The organism is Streptomyces sp. NPDC050806 (assembly GCF_055586425.1).
In genome coordinates this window covers 380,213-395,468 of record NZ_JBVJIF010000009.1, presented here as the reverse complement: position 1 = coordinate 395,468, position 15,256 = coordinate 380,213, and the positions used below count along the sequence as shown (strand labels likewise).

General features: G+C 71.3%; 16 protein-coding genes. 12 read left to right on the top strand and 4 right to left on the bottom strand.

The window, feature by feature from the left end; genetic code table 11:
• Positions 1–192: 192 nt before the first annotated feature.
• Complete coding sequence (locus ACZ6WH_RS28975; RefSeq protein ID WP_469731851.1) at positions 193–1,812, top strand: RDD family protein; 1,620 nt, start codon at positions 193–195, stop codon at positions 1,810–1,812.
• A gap of 183 nt (positions 1,813–1,995) precedes the next feature.
• Complete coding sequence (locus ACZ6WH_RS28970) at positions 1,996–2,730, top strand: RDD family protein (protein WP_469731849.1); 735 nt, start codon at positions 1,996–1,998, stop codon at positions 2,728–2,730.
• Between the two features lie 12 nt (positions 2,731–2,742).
• Here the strand turns inward: ACZ6WH_RS28970 and ACZ6WH_RS28965 are convergent, their stop codons facing one another.
• Positions 2,743–3,033, bottom strand: a complete 291-nt coding sequence (locus ACZ6WH_RS28965) for a hypothetical protein (protein ID WP_432854940.1) — start codon at positions 3,031–3,033, stop codon at positions 2,743–2,745.
• 336 nt (positions 3,034–3,369) lie between these two features.
• Here ACZ6WH_RS28965 and ACZ6WH_RS28960 point away from each other — a divergent pair, with 336 nt between their 5' ends.
• Both ACZ6WH_RS28960 and ACZ6WH_RS28955 read left to right on the top strand, forming a co-directional pair.
• Positions 3,370–5,763: an immune inhibitor A domain-containing protein gene (locus ACZ6WH_RS28960; protein WP_469731847.1), complete on the top strand. Its 2,394-nt coding sequence runs from the start codon at positions 3,370–3,372 to the stop codon at positions 5,761–5,763.
• A gap of 192 nt (positions 5,764–5,955) precedes the next feature.
• Entirely contained in the window at positions 5,956–6,291 is a 336-nt protein-coding gene (locus tag ACZ6WH_RS28955) for a hypothetical protein (protein ID WP_432854934.1), read from the top strand.
• Positions 6,292–6,311: 20 nt separating this feature from the next.
• Here the strand turns inward: ACZ6WH_RS28955 and ACZ6WH_RS28950 are convergent, their stop codons facing one another.
• Positions 6,312–6,908: an isochorismatase family protein gene (locus ACZ6WH_RS28950; protein WP_469731844.1), complete on the bottom strand. Its 597-nt coding sequence runs from the start codon at positions 6,906–6,908 to the stop codon at positions 6,312–6,314.
• A gap of 252 nt (positions 6,909–7,160) precedes the next feature.
• On the bottom strand, positions 7,161–8,489 hold the full coding sequence (locus tag ACZ6WH_RS28945; protein WP_469731842.1) for a nicotinate phosphoribosyltransferase: 1,329 nt from the start codon (positions 8,487–8,489) through the stop codon (positions 7,161–7,163).
• A gap of 80 nt (positions 8,490–8,569) precedes the next feature.
• On the opposite strand from ACZ6WH_RS28945, the gene clpS reads away from it, so the two are divergent.
• The 7 genes from clpS to ACZ6WH_RS28910 all read left to right on the top strand — a co-directional run bounded on the left by clpS (position 8,570) and on the right by ACZ6WH_RS28910 (position 13,468).
• Complete coding sequence (gene clpS, locus ACZ6WH_RS28940; RefSeq protein ID WP_361562657.1) at positions 8,570–8,881, top strand: ATP-dependent Clp protease adapter ClpS; 312 nt, start codon at positions 8,570–8,572, stop codon at positions 8,879–8,881.
• Positions 8,881–9,480 carry a DUF2017 domain-containing protein gene (locus tag ACZ6WH_RS28935; protein WP_469731840.1) on the top strand — a complete coding sequence of 200 codons (600 nt, stop codon included), beginning with the start codon at positions 8,881–8,883 and terminating at the stop codon, positions 9,478–9,480. Before clpS ends, ACZ6WH_RS28935 begins: the two co-directional genes overlap by 1 nt.
• Before the next feature lie 334 nt (positions 9,481–9,814).
• Positions 9,815–11,266: an amino acid permease gene (locus ACZ6WH_RS28930; RefSeq protein WP_469731838.1), complete on the top strand. Its 1,452-nt coding sequence runs from the start codon at positions 9,815–9,817 to the stop codon at positions 11,264–11,266.
• 94 nt (positions 11,267–11,360) lie between these two features.
• Positions 11,361–11,795, top strand: a complete 435-nt coding sequence (locus ACZ6WH_RS28925; protein ID WP_469731836.1) for a M67 family metallopeptidase — start codon at positions 11,361–11,363, stop codon at positions 11,793–11,795.
• 156 nt (positions 11,796–11,951) lie between these two features.
• Entirely contained in the window at positions 11,952–12,065 is a 114-nt protein-coding gene (locus ACZ6WH_RS28920; RefSeq protein ID WP_361562663.1) for a putative leader peptide, read from the top strand.
• A 174-nt stretch (positions 12,066–12,239) separates the two neighbouring features.
• On the top strand, positions 12,240–12,518 hold the full coding sequence (locus ACZ6WH_RS28915) for a MoaD/ThiS family protein (RefSeq protein ID WP_362208039.1): 279 nt from the start codon (positions 12,240–12,242) through the stop codon (positions 12,516–12,518).
• Positions 12,518–13,468, top strand: coding sequence for a PLP-dependent cysteine synthase family protein (locus ACZ6WH_RS28910; protein ID WP_469731833.1), 951 nt, complete (start codon positions 12,518–12,520; stop codon positions 13,466–13,468). The genes ACZ6WH_RS28915 and ACZ6WH_RS28910 overlap by 1 nt, the downstream gene beginning before the upstream one ends.
• 125 nt (positions 13,469–13,593) lie before the next feature.
• Here ACZ6WH_RS28910 and ACZ6WH_RS28905 read toward each other — a convergent pair whose 3' ends face one another.
• Complete coding sequence (locus tag ACZ6WH_RS28905) at positions 13,594–14,145, bottom strand: type II toxin-antitoxin system PemK/MazF family toxin (RefSeq protein WP_469731831.1); 552 nt, start codon at positions 14,143–14,145, stop codon at positions 13,594–13,596.
• Between the two features lie 313 nt (positions 14,146–14,458).
• Between ACZ6WH_RS28905 and ACZ6WH_RS28900 the strand changes: the two genes are divergently transcribed.
• On the top strand, positions 14,459–15,211 hold the full coding sequence (locus ACZ6WH_RS28900) for an MBL fold metallo-hydrolase (RefSeq protein WP_432854910.1): 753 nt from the start codon (positions 14,459–14,461) through the stop codon (positions 15,209–15,211).
• Positions 15,212–15,256 lie beyond the last annotated feature (45 nt).

The following is a 15,256-nucleotide window of genomic DNA, read 5'->3' as shown; positions in this document are numbered from 1 at the left end:
GATAGAGGCTGGTACCCCGGAACCATTACGCGACTTCGTACAACTTTTTTCGCACCCCTCTTCCGAGGGGTCAGGACCCGGGACATACCCGACGACCACCCCCCGTCTGATAGATGTGGACGCTGCGTTGCGGCAGACTGCACTAGCCCCACCCCGCCCCAGCAGGCCGAGCACAGATACGGGATTTTGGACATGAGCGCGCCTTTGTCAGGATCCGCCGGCGACAGCCCCGCCCCCGGCTACTACCCGGATCCGTCCATCCCCGGCTACATCCGGTACTGGAACGGCGCCTCCTGGGTGCCCGGCACCAGTCGGCCGGCGCCCGCCGAGGGCGAGGCGATGCCGTCCCCGCCGCCGGGCGCCACCACCGCGCCGTCCGCCGAGCGGGCCCCCGCCGCCGAGGAGACCGGCCCGGTCTTCTTCGACGAGGAGGAGGACTCCGGGCAGGTCGACGGCGAGGCCGAGGGCGACGCCCTCGCGGTCCGCGAGCGCGGCGAGGTGGACGTGGCGTCCGCCGACTGGGACGACCCGCGCCGGCTGCACGGCAACAGCCCCGGCTCGGGCACCTCGTGGCAGGCCGACTCCGCCCACCAGAGCGGCTTCGGCGGCGAGCAGGACCGCCGGGTCTCCTGGGGCTCGGTCCCGCCGCAGCGCGAGGGCGCGGCACCGGGCGCGCCCGGCGATGCCCAGCCGTGGGGCGACGGCGCCCCGGCAGGAGCGCAGCAGGAAGGTTCCGACGCCGCTCCCGCCGCGCAGGGCGAGCGCACGGACGCCGCGCCCGCCACCGGTGAGCCGCCCGCCGTGGACGCCGCGCAGCCCGCCGTCCCGGCCGAGGGCACCATGGCCTTCCGCGCCCTGCGCCCCGGCGGGACCGCGGGGGAGCAGCCGGCGTCGGCGGCACAGGACACGGGCCGGGCCGACGGCACGATGGCGATCCGGCTGGACCGCGGTGACGCCCGCCCCGCGACCGGCTCCCCGGCCGCGCAGGCCCCCGCCGCTCAGCCCCCGGCCGGCCGGCAGTCCCCGCCGTCGGCGCCCGCCTACGGCTACCCCCCGCAGAGCACCCCCGCCGTCCCCGGCCAGGGCGGTTACGGCTACCCGCAGCAGGCCGGCCCCGCGGCGCCGGGCCCCCAGCAGCAGGGCGGCTACGGCTACCCGCAGCCCGGCCCCGCCGCGCCGCAGCAGAGCGGGTACGGCTACCCCCAGCAGTCGGGCCCCGCGGCTTCCCCGCAGTCCGGCCCGTCGGCCCCGCAGCAGTCCGGCGCACCCGAAAGCGTCATCCCGTGGAAGCCGCCGGCCGACAATCCCTTCCTGGCCGCGCAGGCCGAGGGGCGGCCCGCCCCGCTGGGCCGCCGGTTCGCCGCCCGGCTGATCGACACGGCCGTGCTGGGCGCCCTGATCGCCGGAGTCGCGGTACCGCTGTGGAGCGCGGCGGCCGACCACATCGACGCCAAGGTCGAGGCGGCGAAGGAGTCCGGCGTACAGACCACCGTCTACCTCCTCGACGGCACGACCGGCGGCTACCTCGCCATCGTGATCGCGGCGCTGCTGGTCGTCGGCCTGCTCGTCGAGGCGCTGCCCACCGCCAAGTGGGGCAGCACGCTGGGCAAGAAGCTCTGCGGCCTGCGGGTGCTGGACATCGAGGCGCACGACACCCCGGAGTTCGGCGCGGCGATCAAGCGCTGGCTGGTGTACGGCGTGCTCGGCGTGCTGGCCGTCGGTGTGGTCAACGCCCTGTGGTGCCTGATCGACCGCCCCTGGCGGCAGTGCTGGCACGACAAGGCGGCCCGGACGTTCGTGGCCGAGGCCTGACCCCTTCGGAGGGCCGGCCTTCCGGGGCGGCCGTGGGCCGGTGCGTGAGCCGGGGCGAACCTGTGCGCCCCGGAGTGCCGCACCACGCCCGCGCACGCTGCGCGCACCTCTCCGGCGCGTCGCACTTCCCCCGAACGGCGCACGCCGGATGCGGCGCCCGGTGGTACGCGGTCGACTCGGGCCATGAGTACCGACCAGCCGAGGCCCGGATCCGGCGAGCCGCCGGAAGACGACCCGTTCCTCAAGAAGCCGCAGCACCCGCAGGAGCCGGGCGGCGACCCGTACGGCGGCGCGCCCCAGGGCCCCGCCGCGGGCGGACCGTACGGCGGCGGCCCTCCGCCCGGAGGCGGTCCCTACGGTCCTCCGCCCGGTGGCGGCCCCTACGGTGGCCCGCCCGGTGGCGGCCCGTACGGCGGTGCCCCCTACGGCGGTGGTGATCCCTACGGCGCCCCCGATCCGCTCGCCGGGATGCCGCCGCTCGCGGGCCGCGGCCGGCGGCTGGTGGCGCGGATCATCGACGGCATCCTCATCGGGGTGCCGGTGGGCCTGATCATGTGGTTCCTCGTGGGCGGGGTGGACTACACCGCCACGAGCGCCGGCGACAGCGGCAAGCAGACGCTGGTCTCCGGCGTCACGATGCTGGCCTACCTGGTCTACGAGGGCGTCATGCTCACCACCCGCGGCCAGACTGTCGGGAAGATGGCCATGAAGATCAGGGTGGCGATGCTGGAGAACGGGGCGATCCCCACGCCCCGGGCGGGCTGGGTACGTGCCGCCGTCTACACCCTGCCCGAGATCATTCCCTGCTGCGGCACGATCTTCTGGCTGCTCAACGCCCTGTGGTGCACCTGGGACAAGCCGTACCAGCAGTGCCTGCACGACAAGGCGGCCCGCACGGTGGTGGTCTCCACCGCCTGACCGCCTCGCGTCCTAACGGGAGTGTTCGCCGACCCGTGCCTCGGCAGGCCGGGTCGGCGACGTACGCCGTCCCACGAAGCCTTCGGGCCGCACCTGCGGGGCGGCGGCGCGCGTCCGGCGGGCCCGCATCGAGCGCGGCAGCGGCGCCGTGACCGCGACGAGAAGCCCGAGCCCCAGCCCGGCGATGGCGATGACCGCGGCCCCGATGCCCGTCCTGGTCTGCGAGAGCAGCAGCATGGCGAGGGTGGAGAGCACGACGGTGGCCGAACCGTAGACGAGCTGTGCGGCAGTCGGTCGAGGCATGGCGGGTCCGTCCTCGGAAGCATCAGGGGTGTGAGTCGACTTGGCGCGCCGCCAAAAGACTTTACGGTCCTTACTGCCCGAGCGGAACGTCCGGTAAGCGTGAGTTGACCCACGGGTCCGGTGCACAGGGGGCGCACCGATTCATGTCTGCGGTCAACACCCCCGTACGACGCGCCCGTTGGGGCGCCCCCGCTAGGTGCTGAGCGTCCGATACCCGTACGCGGCAAGCCGAGTAACGTACTTCGCTGACGTGCTCAAATCAAGGTCTGTCTTTTCTCCCGGCGTTCCGGTCAAATGCCTCCCAACGACCGTTCGTTCTAGGGGAGGACAGCGCACGTGAGATCCCAGAGATTGCTGTTCAGATCGGCCGCCCTGGCCACGGCAACCGCCGCGATCGGGGCGGCCGTTTTTGCGTCCGGGGCCGCACAGGCCGACGGCCGTGGCGCGGCGGGGAGCGCGCCGAACGACCCGGCGCCCGCGGAACGGACGGTGGAGCACGACCTGAAGGGCCCGTTCAGCGAACGGCAGGCGGCACAGCGGGAAGAGGCCCTCCGCCAGGTCATATCCGGCGACGCCGAGGCGACGAAGCGCGGCGGGTCGAAGGTCGTGAAGCTGGACAAGGGCAAGTACGTCGAACTGGCCCGGGAGAAGACCGACAAGATCTTCACGATCCTGGTGGAGTTCGGGGACAAGGTCGACGACACCACCATGTACGACCCGGACGGCGACGGCCCCAAGCCGCCGGTGAAGAAGTACGGCGGCGACGCGGGCCCCGCGCACAACACGATAGCCGAGCCGGACCGTGCGACGGACAACAGCACGGACTGGCAGAAGGACTTCAACCAGCAGCACTACCAGGACCTCTACTTCTCGCACGACAAGAAGAAGGAGTCCCTGGCGAAGTACTACGAGAAGCAGTCCTCGGGCCGCTACTCGGTCCAGGGCGAGGTCTCCGACTGGGTCAAGGTCGACTGGAACGAGGCCCGTTACGGGTCCAACTACTGCGGCCAGACCAACTGCTCCAACGCCTGGGACCTGATACGCGACGGCGTGAACCGGTGGGCGAACGACCAGAAGGCGGCCGGCCGCACCGACGCGCAGATCAAGGCGGACCTGGCGCAGTACGACCAGTGGGACCGCTACGACTACGACGGCGACGGCAACTTCAACGAGTCCGACGGCTACATCGACCACTTCCAGATCGTGCACGCCGGTGAGGACGAGTCCGCCGGCGGCGGGGTGCAGGGCACCGACGCGATCTGGGCGCACCGCTGGTACGCCTACGGCACCGACGCCGGCCGCACCGGCCCCGGCGAGAACCGGGCCGGCGGCACGCAGATCGGCTCCACCGGCATCTGGGTCGGCGACTACACCATGCAGCCGGAGAACGGCGGCCTCGGCGTCTTCGCGCACGAGTACGGCCACGACCTGGGCCTGCCGGACGAGTACGACACCGGCGGCACCGGCGAGTCCTCCGTCGACTTCTGGTCCCTGATGTCCTCCGGCTCCTGGCTCGGCGAGGGCAAGGACTCCATCGGCGACCTGCCCGGCGACATGAGCGCCTGGGACAAGCTCCAGCTGGGCTGGCTCAACTACGACACCGCGCGCGCCGCGACGAAGTCCTGGCACAAGCTGGGCGTCGCCGAGTACAACACCAAGCACAAGCAGGCGCTCGTCGTCGAGCTGCCCGAGAAGGCCGTCACCACCTCGGTCGTGAAGCCCGCCGAGGGCACCAAGCAGTGGTGGAGCGGCATGGGTGACGACCTGAAGAACACCCTCACCCGGTCCGTCGACCTCACCGGCAAGTCCAAGGCGTCCCTGAACCTCAAGGGCTGGTGGGACATCGAGGCGGAGTACGACTACCTGTACGCCGAGGTCTCCACGGACGGCGGCGCCAACTGGACCCCGCTGGACGGCACGGCGAACGGCCGCGCCATCCCGCGCGACGCCGGTGACAAGCCCGCGCTGACCGGCACCGTCGACGCCTACCAGGACCTCGTCTTCCCGCTCGACGCCTACGCGGGCAAGAAGGTCGACCTGCGGTTCCGCTACCAGACCGACGGCGGCGTGGCCCAGAAGGGCTTCGCGGCCGACGCCCTGAGCATCGTGGCCGACGGCAAGCCGCTCTTCACCGACGGCGCCGAGGGCGACGACGCGGGCTGGACCGCCAAGGGCTTCTCGCGCATCGGCGAGTCCTTCACCAAGGACTACCCGCAGTACTACATCGCCGAGAACCGCCAGTACGTCTCGTACGACAAGACGCTGAAGACCGGCCCTTACAACTTCGGCTGGACCTCCACCCGGCCGAACTGGGTCGAGCACTTCCCCTTCCAGAACGGCGTGCTGATCTGGCTGTGGGACACCTCGCAGCCGGACAACAACGTCGGTGAGCACCCGGGCGCCGGCCAGATCCTCCCGGTCGACGCGCACCCGAAGGCCACGAAGTGGGCGGACGGCAAGCTCATGCGCAACCGCTTCCAGACCTACGACTCGACCTTCACCGCTGCCCGCACCGACGCGATCACGCTGCACAAGGACGGCAAGACGGTGCGGATCCCGTCGCAGAAGGGCGTCACGCTCTTCGACGACCGTTACGGGATCTACTACGACAAGCTGAACCCGACCGGTGGTGTGATCGTTCCTGACACCAACACCCGGATCAAGATCTCCAAGGAGGCCAAGGACGGCTCCACGGTGATCGTCGAGGTCGGGCGCGCGGCGAAGCGGTAAGTAAAGTCGCAGGTCACAGACGTATCGGCCGTCACCCCCTAGCGGGCGGCGGCCGATCGCGTTTAGATGCCTCCTGTGGCCCTCTTGCTGACACGCAGTCTCACGAGGGGATCCCGACGCATGCCCCGACCCGGCGTGCGCCGGCCGCACGACCATGCACCGACCGCTGCACCGACCATGCACGGGGGACACATGACCCTGACCGGATCCGGCTTCACCAGGCTTCCCGGCGGAAGCGTGGTGGTGGCCCTCTCGCTGCCCAGACCGGGCGGCAGCGGCCACCGCGTACGCGTCCTCGTCCACGCCGCGAACCGCCCGCGCGCCCTGACCCGGCTGCGCAACCTCGGCCTGCGCGCCGTCTACCTCCGCGGCAACACCGAGCCGCCCACGCCCGACGAGGTCACGGCCGTGCTGCACCACCCCGACGGACTGGTCTGGCGCGGCGCTCCCGAGGACGACACGGAGTCCTGGCACCCGATACGGGCCCTGCTGCGCCCGGCCGTCCCGGAGCCCCTCGGCCCCCGCTGAGGCGCCCCGGAGGGCCCTCCTCAGCCCCCGCTGACCACCGGCTTGCCGGTCAGCTCGGCCCCGGCCTCGCGCAGCTCGGCGACCGCCGCCTCCGTCGTGTGCGGGGCCACCCCGGCCGTCAGGTCCAGCAGGACCCGGGTCCGGAACCCCTCGCGCACGGCGTCCAGCGCCGTGGCCCGCACGCAGTGGTCCGTGGCGATGCCGACCACGTCGACCTCGGTCACGTCGTGCGCGCGCAGCCACTCCGCCGTCGAGGTGCCGTTCTCGTCCACACCCTCGAAGCCGCTGTACGCCGCGGCGTACTCGCCCTTGGAGAAGACCGCGTCGATCGCGCCCGAGACGATGGCCGGCGCGAAATTGGGGTGGAAGCCGCTGCCCTCGGTCCCGGCGACGCAGTGCACCGGCCAGCTGTGCTCGTAGTCCGGCCGGGTGGAGAAGTGGTCCCCGGGGTCGATGTGGTGGTCGCGGGTGGCCACCACGTACTGGTAGCCGCCGCCCGTGGCCTCGCCCACCAGGTCGGTGATGGCGGCGGCGATGTCCGAGCCGCCTGCCACCGCGAGGCTGCCGCCCTCACAGAAGTCGTTCTGGACGTCCACGACGATCAATGCCCGGTGCATGGTGCGGCCTTCCGGATGGGAAATGGGGGGACTCTGTGGCAGCTGAGGAACCTGTGGGGGGCTACGGCACGAGCCGATGTGACCGAGGGTAGCCACTGACCCGGGGTTCCGGGAGTGGGCGCTGTACGGCGGTTCGCGACACACCGGCAGGCCAGAGGCGCAGAGCGGAGCAGCGATGCGCCCCGCCGCGCCCCGGCCGCCGGTCGGCCGGTTCCCGGGGTCCTGCGTACCGAGGTACCCGGGGAAGCCGCCTCAGACGTGCTCCGTCGGCAGCACGGCCTCACCGCGCGACAACTGCATCGCCGACATCGGCAGGCCGGCGAGGGCCGCGCGGTGCCGGTCGCGCGCGACGTCCAGCGGCTCGCGGGCGACCACCTCGCCGCCGCGCACCAGCGGCACCTGGAGCTGCCGGTCGGCCAGCTCGGCGGGCACCGGCCCGGTCCCGACGACCTCGGCCTCCGCCACGCCGTGCTCGTCCCGGCGCCGCGCGGACCACTTGCGGCCGCCCTGCGAGGCCTTGCCGCCCATGGACTTCTTCGCGACCGGCCGCAGCGGCGCGTCGGCGCCGTCGCTGTCGGCGCGCGCGACCAGCTTGTAGACCATCGAGCAGGTGGGGTGCCCGCTGCCGGTGACCAGCTGGGTGCCGACGCCGTACGCGTCCACGGGGGCAGCGGCCAGCGAGGCGATGGCGTACTCGTCCAGGTCGCTGGTGACCACGATCCGGGTGTCCGTGGCGCCCAGCTCGTTCAGCTGCTCGCGCACCCGGTGGGCGAGCAGCAGCAGGTCGCCGGAGTCGATGCGGACGGCGCCCAGGCCGGGCCCGGCCACCTCGACGGCGGTGCGGACCGCCTCGGCGACGTCGTACGTGTCCACCAGCAGAGTCGTTCCTGCACCCAGGCTGTCGACCTGTGCGGTGAACGCGTCCCGCTCGTTGTCGTGCAGCAGGGTGAAGGAGTGGGCGCTGGTCCCGGCCGTCGGGATGTTGTACCGGAAGCCGGCCGCGAGGTCGGAGGTGGTGTGGAAGCCGCCCACGTACGCGGCCCGGGAGGCGGCCACCGCGGCCAGCTCGTGGGTGCGCCGGGCCCCCATCTCGATCAGCGGGCGCCCGCCGGCCGCGACCGACATCCGGGACGCGGCGGCGGCCACCGCGGAGTCGTGGTTGAGGATCGAGAGGATCACCGTCTCCAGCAGCACGGCCTCGGCGAAGGTGCCCTCGACGCGCAGGATCGGCGAGCCGGGGAAGTAGACCTCGCCCTCGGGGTAGCCCCAGATGTCGCCGCGGAAGCGGAAGTCGGCGAGCCACCGGCGGGTCTCGTCGTCGAGGATGCCCCGGTCGGCGAGGAAGTCCAGGATGGTCGCGTCGAAGCGGAAGTTCTCCACGGCGTCCAGCACGCGGCCGGTGCCCGCCACGACGCCGTACCGGCGGCCCTCGGGCAGCCGCCGGGTGAAGACCTCGAAGACCGAGCGGCGGTCGGCGGTCCCGGACCGCAGCGCGGCCTGCAGCATGGTGAGTTCGTACTGGTCGGTGAAGAGCGCAGTCGACGGCACGGCCACCGGCAGCCCCAGGTCTGCTGTGTTCATACGTCGATGCTACCCCGCTTACTCGTCACATTGACGATTTCCCCGGGTCGTTTGTGCGTGCACCCCTCCCGGGTGGCAGCATGGAACCCGTGAGTGTCGCACCGACGGAGATCGAACGTCCCGAAACGACCGAAGCACCTTTCGAGGTGACGGAACCCGACGTGCCCTGGGTGACCGTCGTTCACAATGACCCCGTCAACCTCATGAGTTACGTGACCTACGTGTTCCAGGCGTACTTCGGGTACTCCAAGGAGAAGGCACGCAAGCTCATGCTCGACGTCCACCGGAAGGGCCGCGCGATCGTGTCCAGCGGCACCCGCGAAGAAATGGAGCGCGACGTGCAGGCGATGCACGGCTACGGCCTCTGGGCGACCCTCACGCAGGACCGCTGATGGCCGGCCACTTCGAAGCCCTGCCCGGCGGGGGAGCGGCGGCCGCCTTCGACGAGGTCGAGATCTCGATCCTGCGCAGCCTGGCCGTCCAGCTGATGGAGCTGGTGGGCCCCGGCGACGAGCCCGCCGAGGGCGCGGACCCGCTGGACGCGCTCTTCGCCGAGGGGCCCAGCGAGCCGCCGTCCGACCCGGCGCTGGCCCGGCTCTTCCCCGACGCGTACGGCGGCCCCGACCACGTACCGGACGACGACGCGCGCGCCGCCTCGGCGGAGTTCCGCCGCTACACCGAGAACGACCTGCGGACCCGCAAGCGCGAGGACGCCCTGGCGGTCGTCCGCTCCCTGGACGCGCTGTCCGCGGAGGGAGACAAGAAGGCCGAGGGGGCCGTGCTGCGGCTGAAGCCCGACGAGTCCCAGCAGTGGCTGGGCGCGCTGAACGATCTCCGGCTGGCGATCGGCACCCGCCTGGAGGTGTCGGACGAGGACGACGGCAGCGGACTGATCGGTCTGTCGGACGACGACCCGCGCAAGCCGATGGCGATGGCGTACCTCTGGCTGGGCGGGCTGCAGGAGACCCTGATCGAGACGCTGATGCCCTGACCGGCGGCTTCGTCACCGGTCCGGCACGTCCGACTACGTACGGAGAGCCGTTCGCTCAGCGGATGCTCAAATCCGGATAACGATCGCATTACTGCGGAGCCAGGCCATCCTGCGCCTTTTGAATTTTGTCCTACTTTCCCCGTTGTGCCCTGTGGTGTCCCGGTAGTACATCCTCGGTGGTCGTGGTAAAAACTCTCGACCTGCCGCCGGTGACGCCACCCCTGTCGCCGCGGGAGCGCTTCGCCGGCCGACCGTCGGCGTGCAGGACTCCATCCGGGGGGATCGGGACCCGATCCGGACAGACCGGGTCGGAATGGAGAAAGGCGCACCACACATGACCTCAGCGCAGGTCGACAATCAGCACGGCGTCACCGACGCCGCGGGATCTGCCCCCGAAGAGGGCTATCAGCGCGGACTGGGAAACCGGCAGATCCAGATGATCGCCATTGGTGGCGCCATCGGAACGGGCCTGTTCCTCGGGGCGGGCAAGGCGATCTCGAAGGCCGGGCCGAGCATCATCCTCGCCTACGCCATCGTCGGACTCGTCATCTTCTTCATCATGCGGGCCCTGGGCGAGCTCCTCATGTACCGCCCCGTCTCGGGCTCCTTCTCCGAGTACGCCCGCGAGTTCCTCGGTCCCTTCATGGGCTTCGTGACCGGCTGGACGTACTGGCTCTTCTGGGTCGTCACCGGCATCACCGAGGTCACAGCGGCCGCGACGTACGTCCAGTACTGGAGCGACGGCATCCCGCAATGGCTTGCCGCACTGGTCTTCACCGTCGCCCTCTTCGGCATCAACCTGATCTCCGTGAAGATCTTCGGTGAGCTGGAGTTCTGGTTCTCCATGGTCAAGGTCACCGCCATCATCGGCATGATCCTGATCGGCCTCGGCGTGATCACGCTCGGCTTCTCCGACGCCGGCGACACCGCCTCCTTCAGCCTCCTGTGGTCCGAGGGCGGGTTCTTCCCCAAGGGCATCGGCGGCACGCTGATGACCCTCCAGATCGTGATGTTCGCCTTCCTCGCCGTCGAGCTGGTCGGCGTCACCGCCGGCGAGGCCACCGACCCGAAGAAGGTCCTGCCCAAGGCCATCAACACCGTCCCGTGGCGGATCGGCCTCTTCTACATCGGTTCGCTGATCATCATCCTGTCCGTCGTCAGCTGGACCGTCTTCGAGCCGGGCGTGAGCCCCTTCGTCGCGGCCTTCGCCAAGATCGGCCTCCCGGCCGGCGCCGGCATCGTGAACTTCGTCGTGCTCACCGCGGCGCTGTCCTCGGCCAACTCCGGCATGTACTCCACCGGCCGCATGCTGCGCGACCTGTCCCGCAACGGCCAGGGCCCGAAGTTCTTCAACCGGCTCAGCAAGAACGGCCTGCCCACGACCGGCACCGGGGTCTCGGTCGCGATGATGCTGGTCGGCGTCTGGATCAACTACCAGTGGCCGGGCGAGGCCTTCAACTACGTGGTCTCCTTCGCCACCATCTCCGGCATGTGGGCCTGGATCGTCATCCTGCTCTCGCAGCTGCGCTACCGGGCCAAGGCCAACCGCGGCGAGCTGCCGCAGTCGGAGTTCAAGGCCCCCGGCGCCCCGTACACCTCGATCTTCGCGCTGGCCTTCATCGCCATGGTCATCGTGATGATGGGCATCGACCCGGACACCCGGATCTCGCTCTACGCGGCGCCGATCTGGGCCGCGATCATGGGCCTGGGCTACCTGGCCATCAAGCGCCGGGACCCCGATGTCTTCGCGGCCAAGGGCTCCGTCGACACCACGAAGAAGGGCTGAGCCCCGCGGGGCCGGTCCGGCCTCCGTGTCCAGCATCCGGGCCCGTGCGTATCAGAGAATGGTACGTACGGGCCCGATGCTTATTCTTGGGCCCATGCTGACCATCACCCGGGCCCTCCACGACCAGATCGTCGAGCACGCCCGCAAGGACCACCCCGACGAGGCGTGCGGCGTCCTGGCGGGCCCGACGCCGGCGCCCGCCGACGGCCGTCCCGAGCGGTTCGTCCCGATGCTGAACGCGGCGCGGTCGCCCACGTTCTACGAATTCGACTCCACCGACCTGCTCAAGCTCTACCGCGAGCTGGACGACCGGGACGAGGAGCCCGTCGTCATCTACCACTCGCACACCGCCACCGAGGCCTACCCGTCCCGCACGGACGTCTCGTACGCGAACGAGCCGAACGCGCACTATGTCCTCGTCTCCACCGCGGACACCGACGACGCCGGCCCGTTCCAGTTCCGCTCCTACCGGATCGTGGACGGCGTGATCACCGAGGAGGAGGTCGAGGTCGTCGACGCGTACAAGTGACGCGTGACGCCCGTCACCTCCCGCACGGGACCGGCCCCGGCGGCACAGGGTTCGCCGGGGTGCCCCGAATGGGCGCATCCCACATGGTGTGCACCGTCCGTCCGCATCTCGAGACCGGGTTCCAAAAGCCGGACCGGGAATCGATACGATGACCGCATGGTTGACCACGACGTGAGCGAAAAGACGCCGGGCTTGCTGCTCGTTGCGCGGCTGCACGTCGACCTGTGCCGCCTCGCCAGCGCGATCTGTCCGCGCCGCGCAGCCGGCTGACCGGTTCCGCCTGCCCGGACGCAGGCACCCGGCCGAGACGGCCGGCGGGCTCCGCACGTACGCCCCGCCCGCGTCCCAGGACGCCTCGCCCGACGCGCCGCAGCGGCGCATTCCAGACTCGCTCTCCGGCCCCTCCGGGAAGCGCCCCAGCCAGCCGAAACCAGGAGCATCCTCATGGCCATCGAGGTCCGAATCCCGACCATCCTGCGCACCCACACCGACGGCCGGAAGGCCGTGGAGGGCAGCGGCGACACCCTCGGCGAGCTCTTCGACGACCTGGAGACCCGGCACGCCGGCATCAAGGAGCGCCTGGTCGACGGCGGGCAGCTGCGCCGCTTCGTCAACGTCTACCTGAACGACGAGGACGTCCGCTTCCTCGACGGCATCACCACGAAGGTCGCCGACGGCGACAGCGTGACGATCCTTCCCGCCGTAGCCGGCGGGATGCGCTGATGCGGTACGACAGCCCGCTCGCCGCGGTCGGCAACACCCCCCTGGTGCGCCTGCCGCGGCTGTCGCCCTCCGACGACGTACGGATCTGGGCCAAGCTGGAGGACCGCAACCCCACCGGCTCCGTCAAGGACCGTCCCGCGCTGCACATGATCGAGCAGGCGGAGAAGGACGGCCGGCTCACCCCCGGCTGCACGATCCTGGAGCCGACCAGCGGCAACACCGGTATCTCGCTCGCCATGGCGGCCAAGCTCAAGGGCTACCGCATCGTGTGCGTCATGCCGGAGAACACCTCCAGCGAGCGCCGCGAACTGCTCGCCATGTGGGGCGCGGAGATCATCTCCAGCCCCGCCGCCGGCGGCTCCAACACCGCCGTACGGGTCGCCAAGGAGCTCTCGGCCGAGCACCCCGACTGGGTGATGCTGTACCAGTACGGCAACCCGGACAACGCGGGCGCCCACTACGCCACCACCGGCCCCGAGATCCTCGCCGACCTGCCCTCCGTCACGCACTTCGTGGCGGGCCTGGGCACCACCGGCACCCTCATGGGCGTCGGCCGCTACCTGCGTGAGCACGTACCCGGCGTCAACATCGTGGCCGCCGAGCCGCGCTACGACGACGTGGTCTACGGCCTGCGCAACCTCGACGAGGGCTTCATCCCGGAGCTCTACGACGAGTCCGTGCTGACCACCCGCTTCTCCGTCGGCTCCCAGGACGCGGTGCGCCGCACCCGCGAACTCCTCGCCGAGGAGGGCATCTTCGCGGGCATCTCCACCGGTGCCGCCCTGCACGCCGCGATCGGCGTGGCGAAGAAGGCCGTCAAGGCGGGCGAGAACGCCGACGTGGTGTTCGTCGTCGCCGACGGCGGCTGGAAGTACCTCTCCACCGGCGTCTACACCGCCGAGAGCACCGAAGCGGCCATCGAGACGCTGCACGGTCAGCTGTGGGCGTGACCCCGCTCTGACACCGCTTCCACGAAGGCGCCCGGCCCGCGCGGCCGGGCGCCTTCGTGCGTTCCGGGTCCCTGCACGCGTTCCGGCGTCCTTCGCGCGCTCCGGGCGTCTCGTGGGCAGGGTGCCTACCGGGCCAGGTGCCGGACCCGTTCCCACAACTGGGGGTCGGCGGTGCCCGCGCGGCGCCGGAAGCCGGTCACCGCCACCTCCCGCAGCTCGTCCGTCTCCAGATAGCTCGCCCTGTTCCGCGCGTCGCCCACCGTGCCGGGCGGCAGCGCGATCACGCCGGGCCGCTCGGCGTGGTACCGCGTAGTGATCTTCGCGACCAGTGCGGACCCGCCGCGCACGGCCAGCACCAGACACGGCCGGTCCTTCTGGGCGGCACTGTCCTCGAACGGCACCATCGCCCACCAGATCTCGCCCGGCTCCGGCACCCCGCCGCGGCCCTTGCCGGACGGCGCACCGGCGGGCCGGCCACCGGGCTTGCGGGTACCCGCCGGCCGGTCACCGGGGCGCCGCGAGCCCGGCCCGGTACCGGTGCGGCCGTCCCGCGCCGGACGGCGCCCCGGCCGCCGTCGCTTCGGGCCCCGGCCCGAACGGGCCAGCCCGTCGACCACCGCCGCCACCAGCGCCAGCACGACCACGGCCAGCACCGCCGGCCACCATGAGGTGTCCACGCCCGCCTCCTCGCTCGCCGCGACACGCCCCGCGCCGCCCGCCCGCCGAGTACGCCACGCCGTGTCGGCCGCCGCCCGGCGGAAGATCCTCCCGCCAGGTGACCGTACATACCGGCCCTCGTCCCTCCCGGCACAAAGGCCCACCCGGACTGGTGATTCCGCCCACAGCTCGCCCCGCTGGAGGAGCCACCGGCCCTTTCGCGCCTTACCCTCGTGGGCACTGCAACGACTGGTACGGACCGGCCGAGCACGGACCGAGCCCCGCCGCATGGACCCGCCGCACCGCCCCCCGCCCACGGAGGTTCACGCCCCTATGAAGCTCACTGTCGTCGGATGCTCGGGGTCGTTCCCTTCGACGGAATCGGCCTGTTCGAGCTACCTCCTGGAGGCCGACGGCTTCAGGCTGCTCATCGACATGGGCAACGGTGCCCTCGGCGAGCTGCAGCGCCACTGCGGTCTCTACGACCTCGACGCGGTACTCCTCTCCCACCTGCACGCCGACCACTGCATCGACCTGTGCGGGTACTTCGTGGTGCGCTACTACCGCCCCGACGGCGGCCGCTGCGCCCCGATGCCGGTCTACGGCCCGGCCGGTACCGAACGGCGCCTCACCGCCGCCCACGCCGACCTGCCCACCGACCGCGCCATGAGCGAGGTCTTCGACTTCCGCACGCTCACCCCCGGCACCTTCACCGTCGGCCCCTTCACGATCCGCACGGAGCAGGTCAGCCACCCCGTGGAGGCGTACGGCTTCCGCATCGAGCACGACGGCCGGTCGCTCACCTACTCCGGCGACACCGGCGTCTGCGATTCCCTGCACACGCTCGCCGAGGACGCCGACTTCTTCCTGTGCGAGGCCTCCTTCACGCACGGCAAGGAAGACATCCCCGACCTGCACCTGAACGGCCGCGAGGCAGGCGAACACGCCGCCCGCGCCCGCGTCGGCCGCCTGGTCCTCACCCACATCCCCCCGTGGACCGACCCCGGCATCAACCTCCGCGATGCCCAGGACGTCTTCAACGGCCCGGTCGAGGTCGCGAAGGCGGGGGCGGTGTACGAGATCTGACCCCGCGTACGTGGCCCGTACGTGCCCGCGCCATGCACGAGGCCC

Bases quoted from the DNA above. Each gene is read 5' to 3' on its own strand.
- ACZ6WH_RS28975 (WP_469731851.1), top strand. From the start codon at position 193: ATGAGCGCGCCTTTGTCAGGATCCGCCGGCGACAGCCCCGCCCCCGGC.
- ACZ6WH_RS28970 (WP_469731849.1), top strand. From the start codon at position 1,996: ATGAGTACCGACCAGCCGAGGCCCGGATCCGGCGAGCCGCCGGAAGAC.
- ACZ6WH_RS28965 (WP_432854940.1), bottom strand. From the start codon at position 3,033: ATGCCTCGACCGACTGCCGCACAGCTCGTCTACGGTTCGGCCACCGTC.
- ACZ6WH_RS28955 (WP_432854934.1), top strand. From the start codon at position 5,956: ATGACCCTGACCGGATCCGGCTTCACCAGGCTTCCCGGCGGAAGCGTG.
- ACZ6WH_RS28950 (WP_469731844.1), bottom strand. From the start codon at position 6,908: ATGCACCGGGCATTGATCGTCGTGGACGTCCAGAACGACTTCTGTGAG.
- ACZ6WH_RS28945 (WP_469731842.1), bottom strand. From the start codon at position 8,489: ATGAACACAGCAGACCTGGGGCTGCCGGTGGCCGTGCCGTCGACTGCG.
- clpS (WP_361562657.1), top strand. From the start codon at position 8,570: ATGGAACCCGTGAGTGTCGCACCGACGGAGATCGAACGTCCCGAAACG.
- ACZ6WH_RS28935 (WP_469731840.1), top strand. From the start codon at position 8,881: ATGGCCGGCCACTTCGAAGCCCTGCCCGGCGGGGGAGCGGCGGCCGCC.
- ACZ6WH_RS28930 (WP_469731838.1), top strand. From the start codon at position 9,815: ATGACCTCAGCGCAGGTCGACAATCAGCACGGCGTCACCGACGCCGCG.
- ACZ6WH_RS28925 (WP_469731836.1), top strand. From the start codon at position 11,361: ATGCTGACCATCACCCGGGCCCTCCACGACCAGATCGTCGAGCACGCC.
- ACZ6WH_RS28920 (WP_361562663.1), top strand. From the start codon at position 11,952: ATGGTTGACCACGACGTGAGCGAAAAGACGCCGGGCTTGCTGCTCGTT.
- ACZ6WH_RS28915 (WP_362208039.1), top strand. From the start codon at position 12,240: ATGGCCATCGAGGTCCGAATCCCGACCATCCTGCGCACCCACACCGAC.
- ACZ6WH_RS28910 (WP_469731833.1), top strand. From the start codon at position 12,518: ATGCGGTACGACAGCCCGCTCGCCGCGGTCGGCAACACCCCCCTGGTG.
- ACZ6WH_RS28900 (WP_432854910.1), top strand. From the start codon at position 14,459: ATGAAGCTCACTGTCGTCGGATGCTCGGGGTCGTTCCCTTCGACGGAA.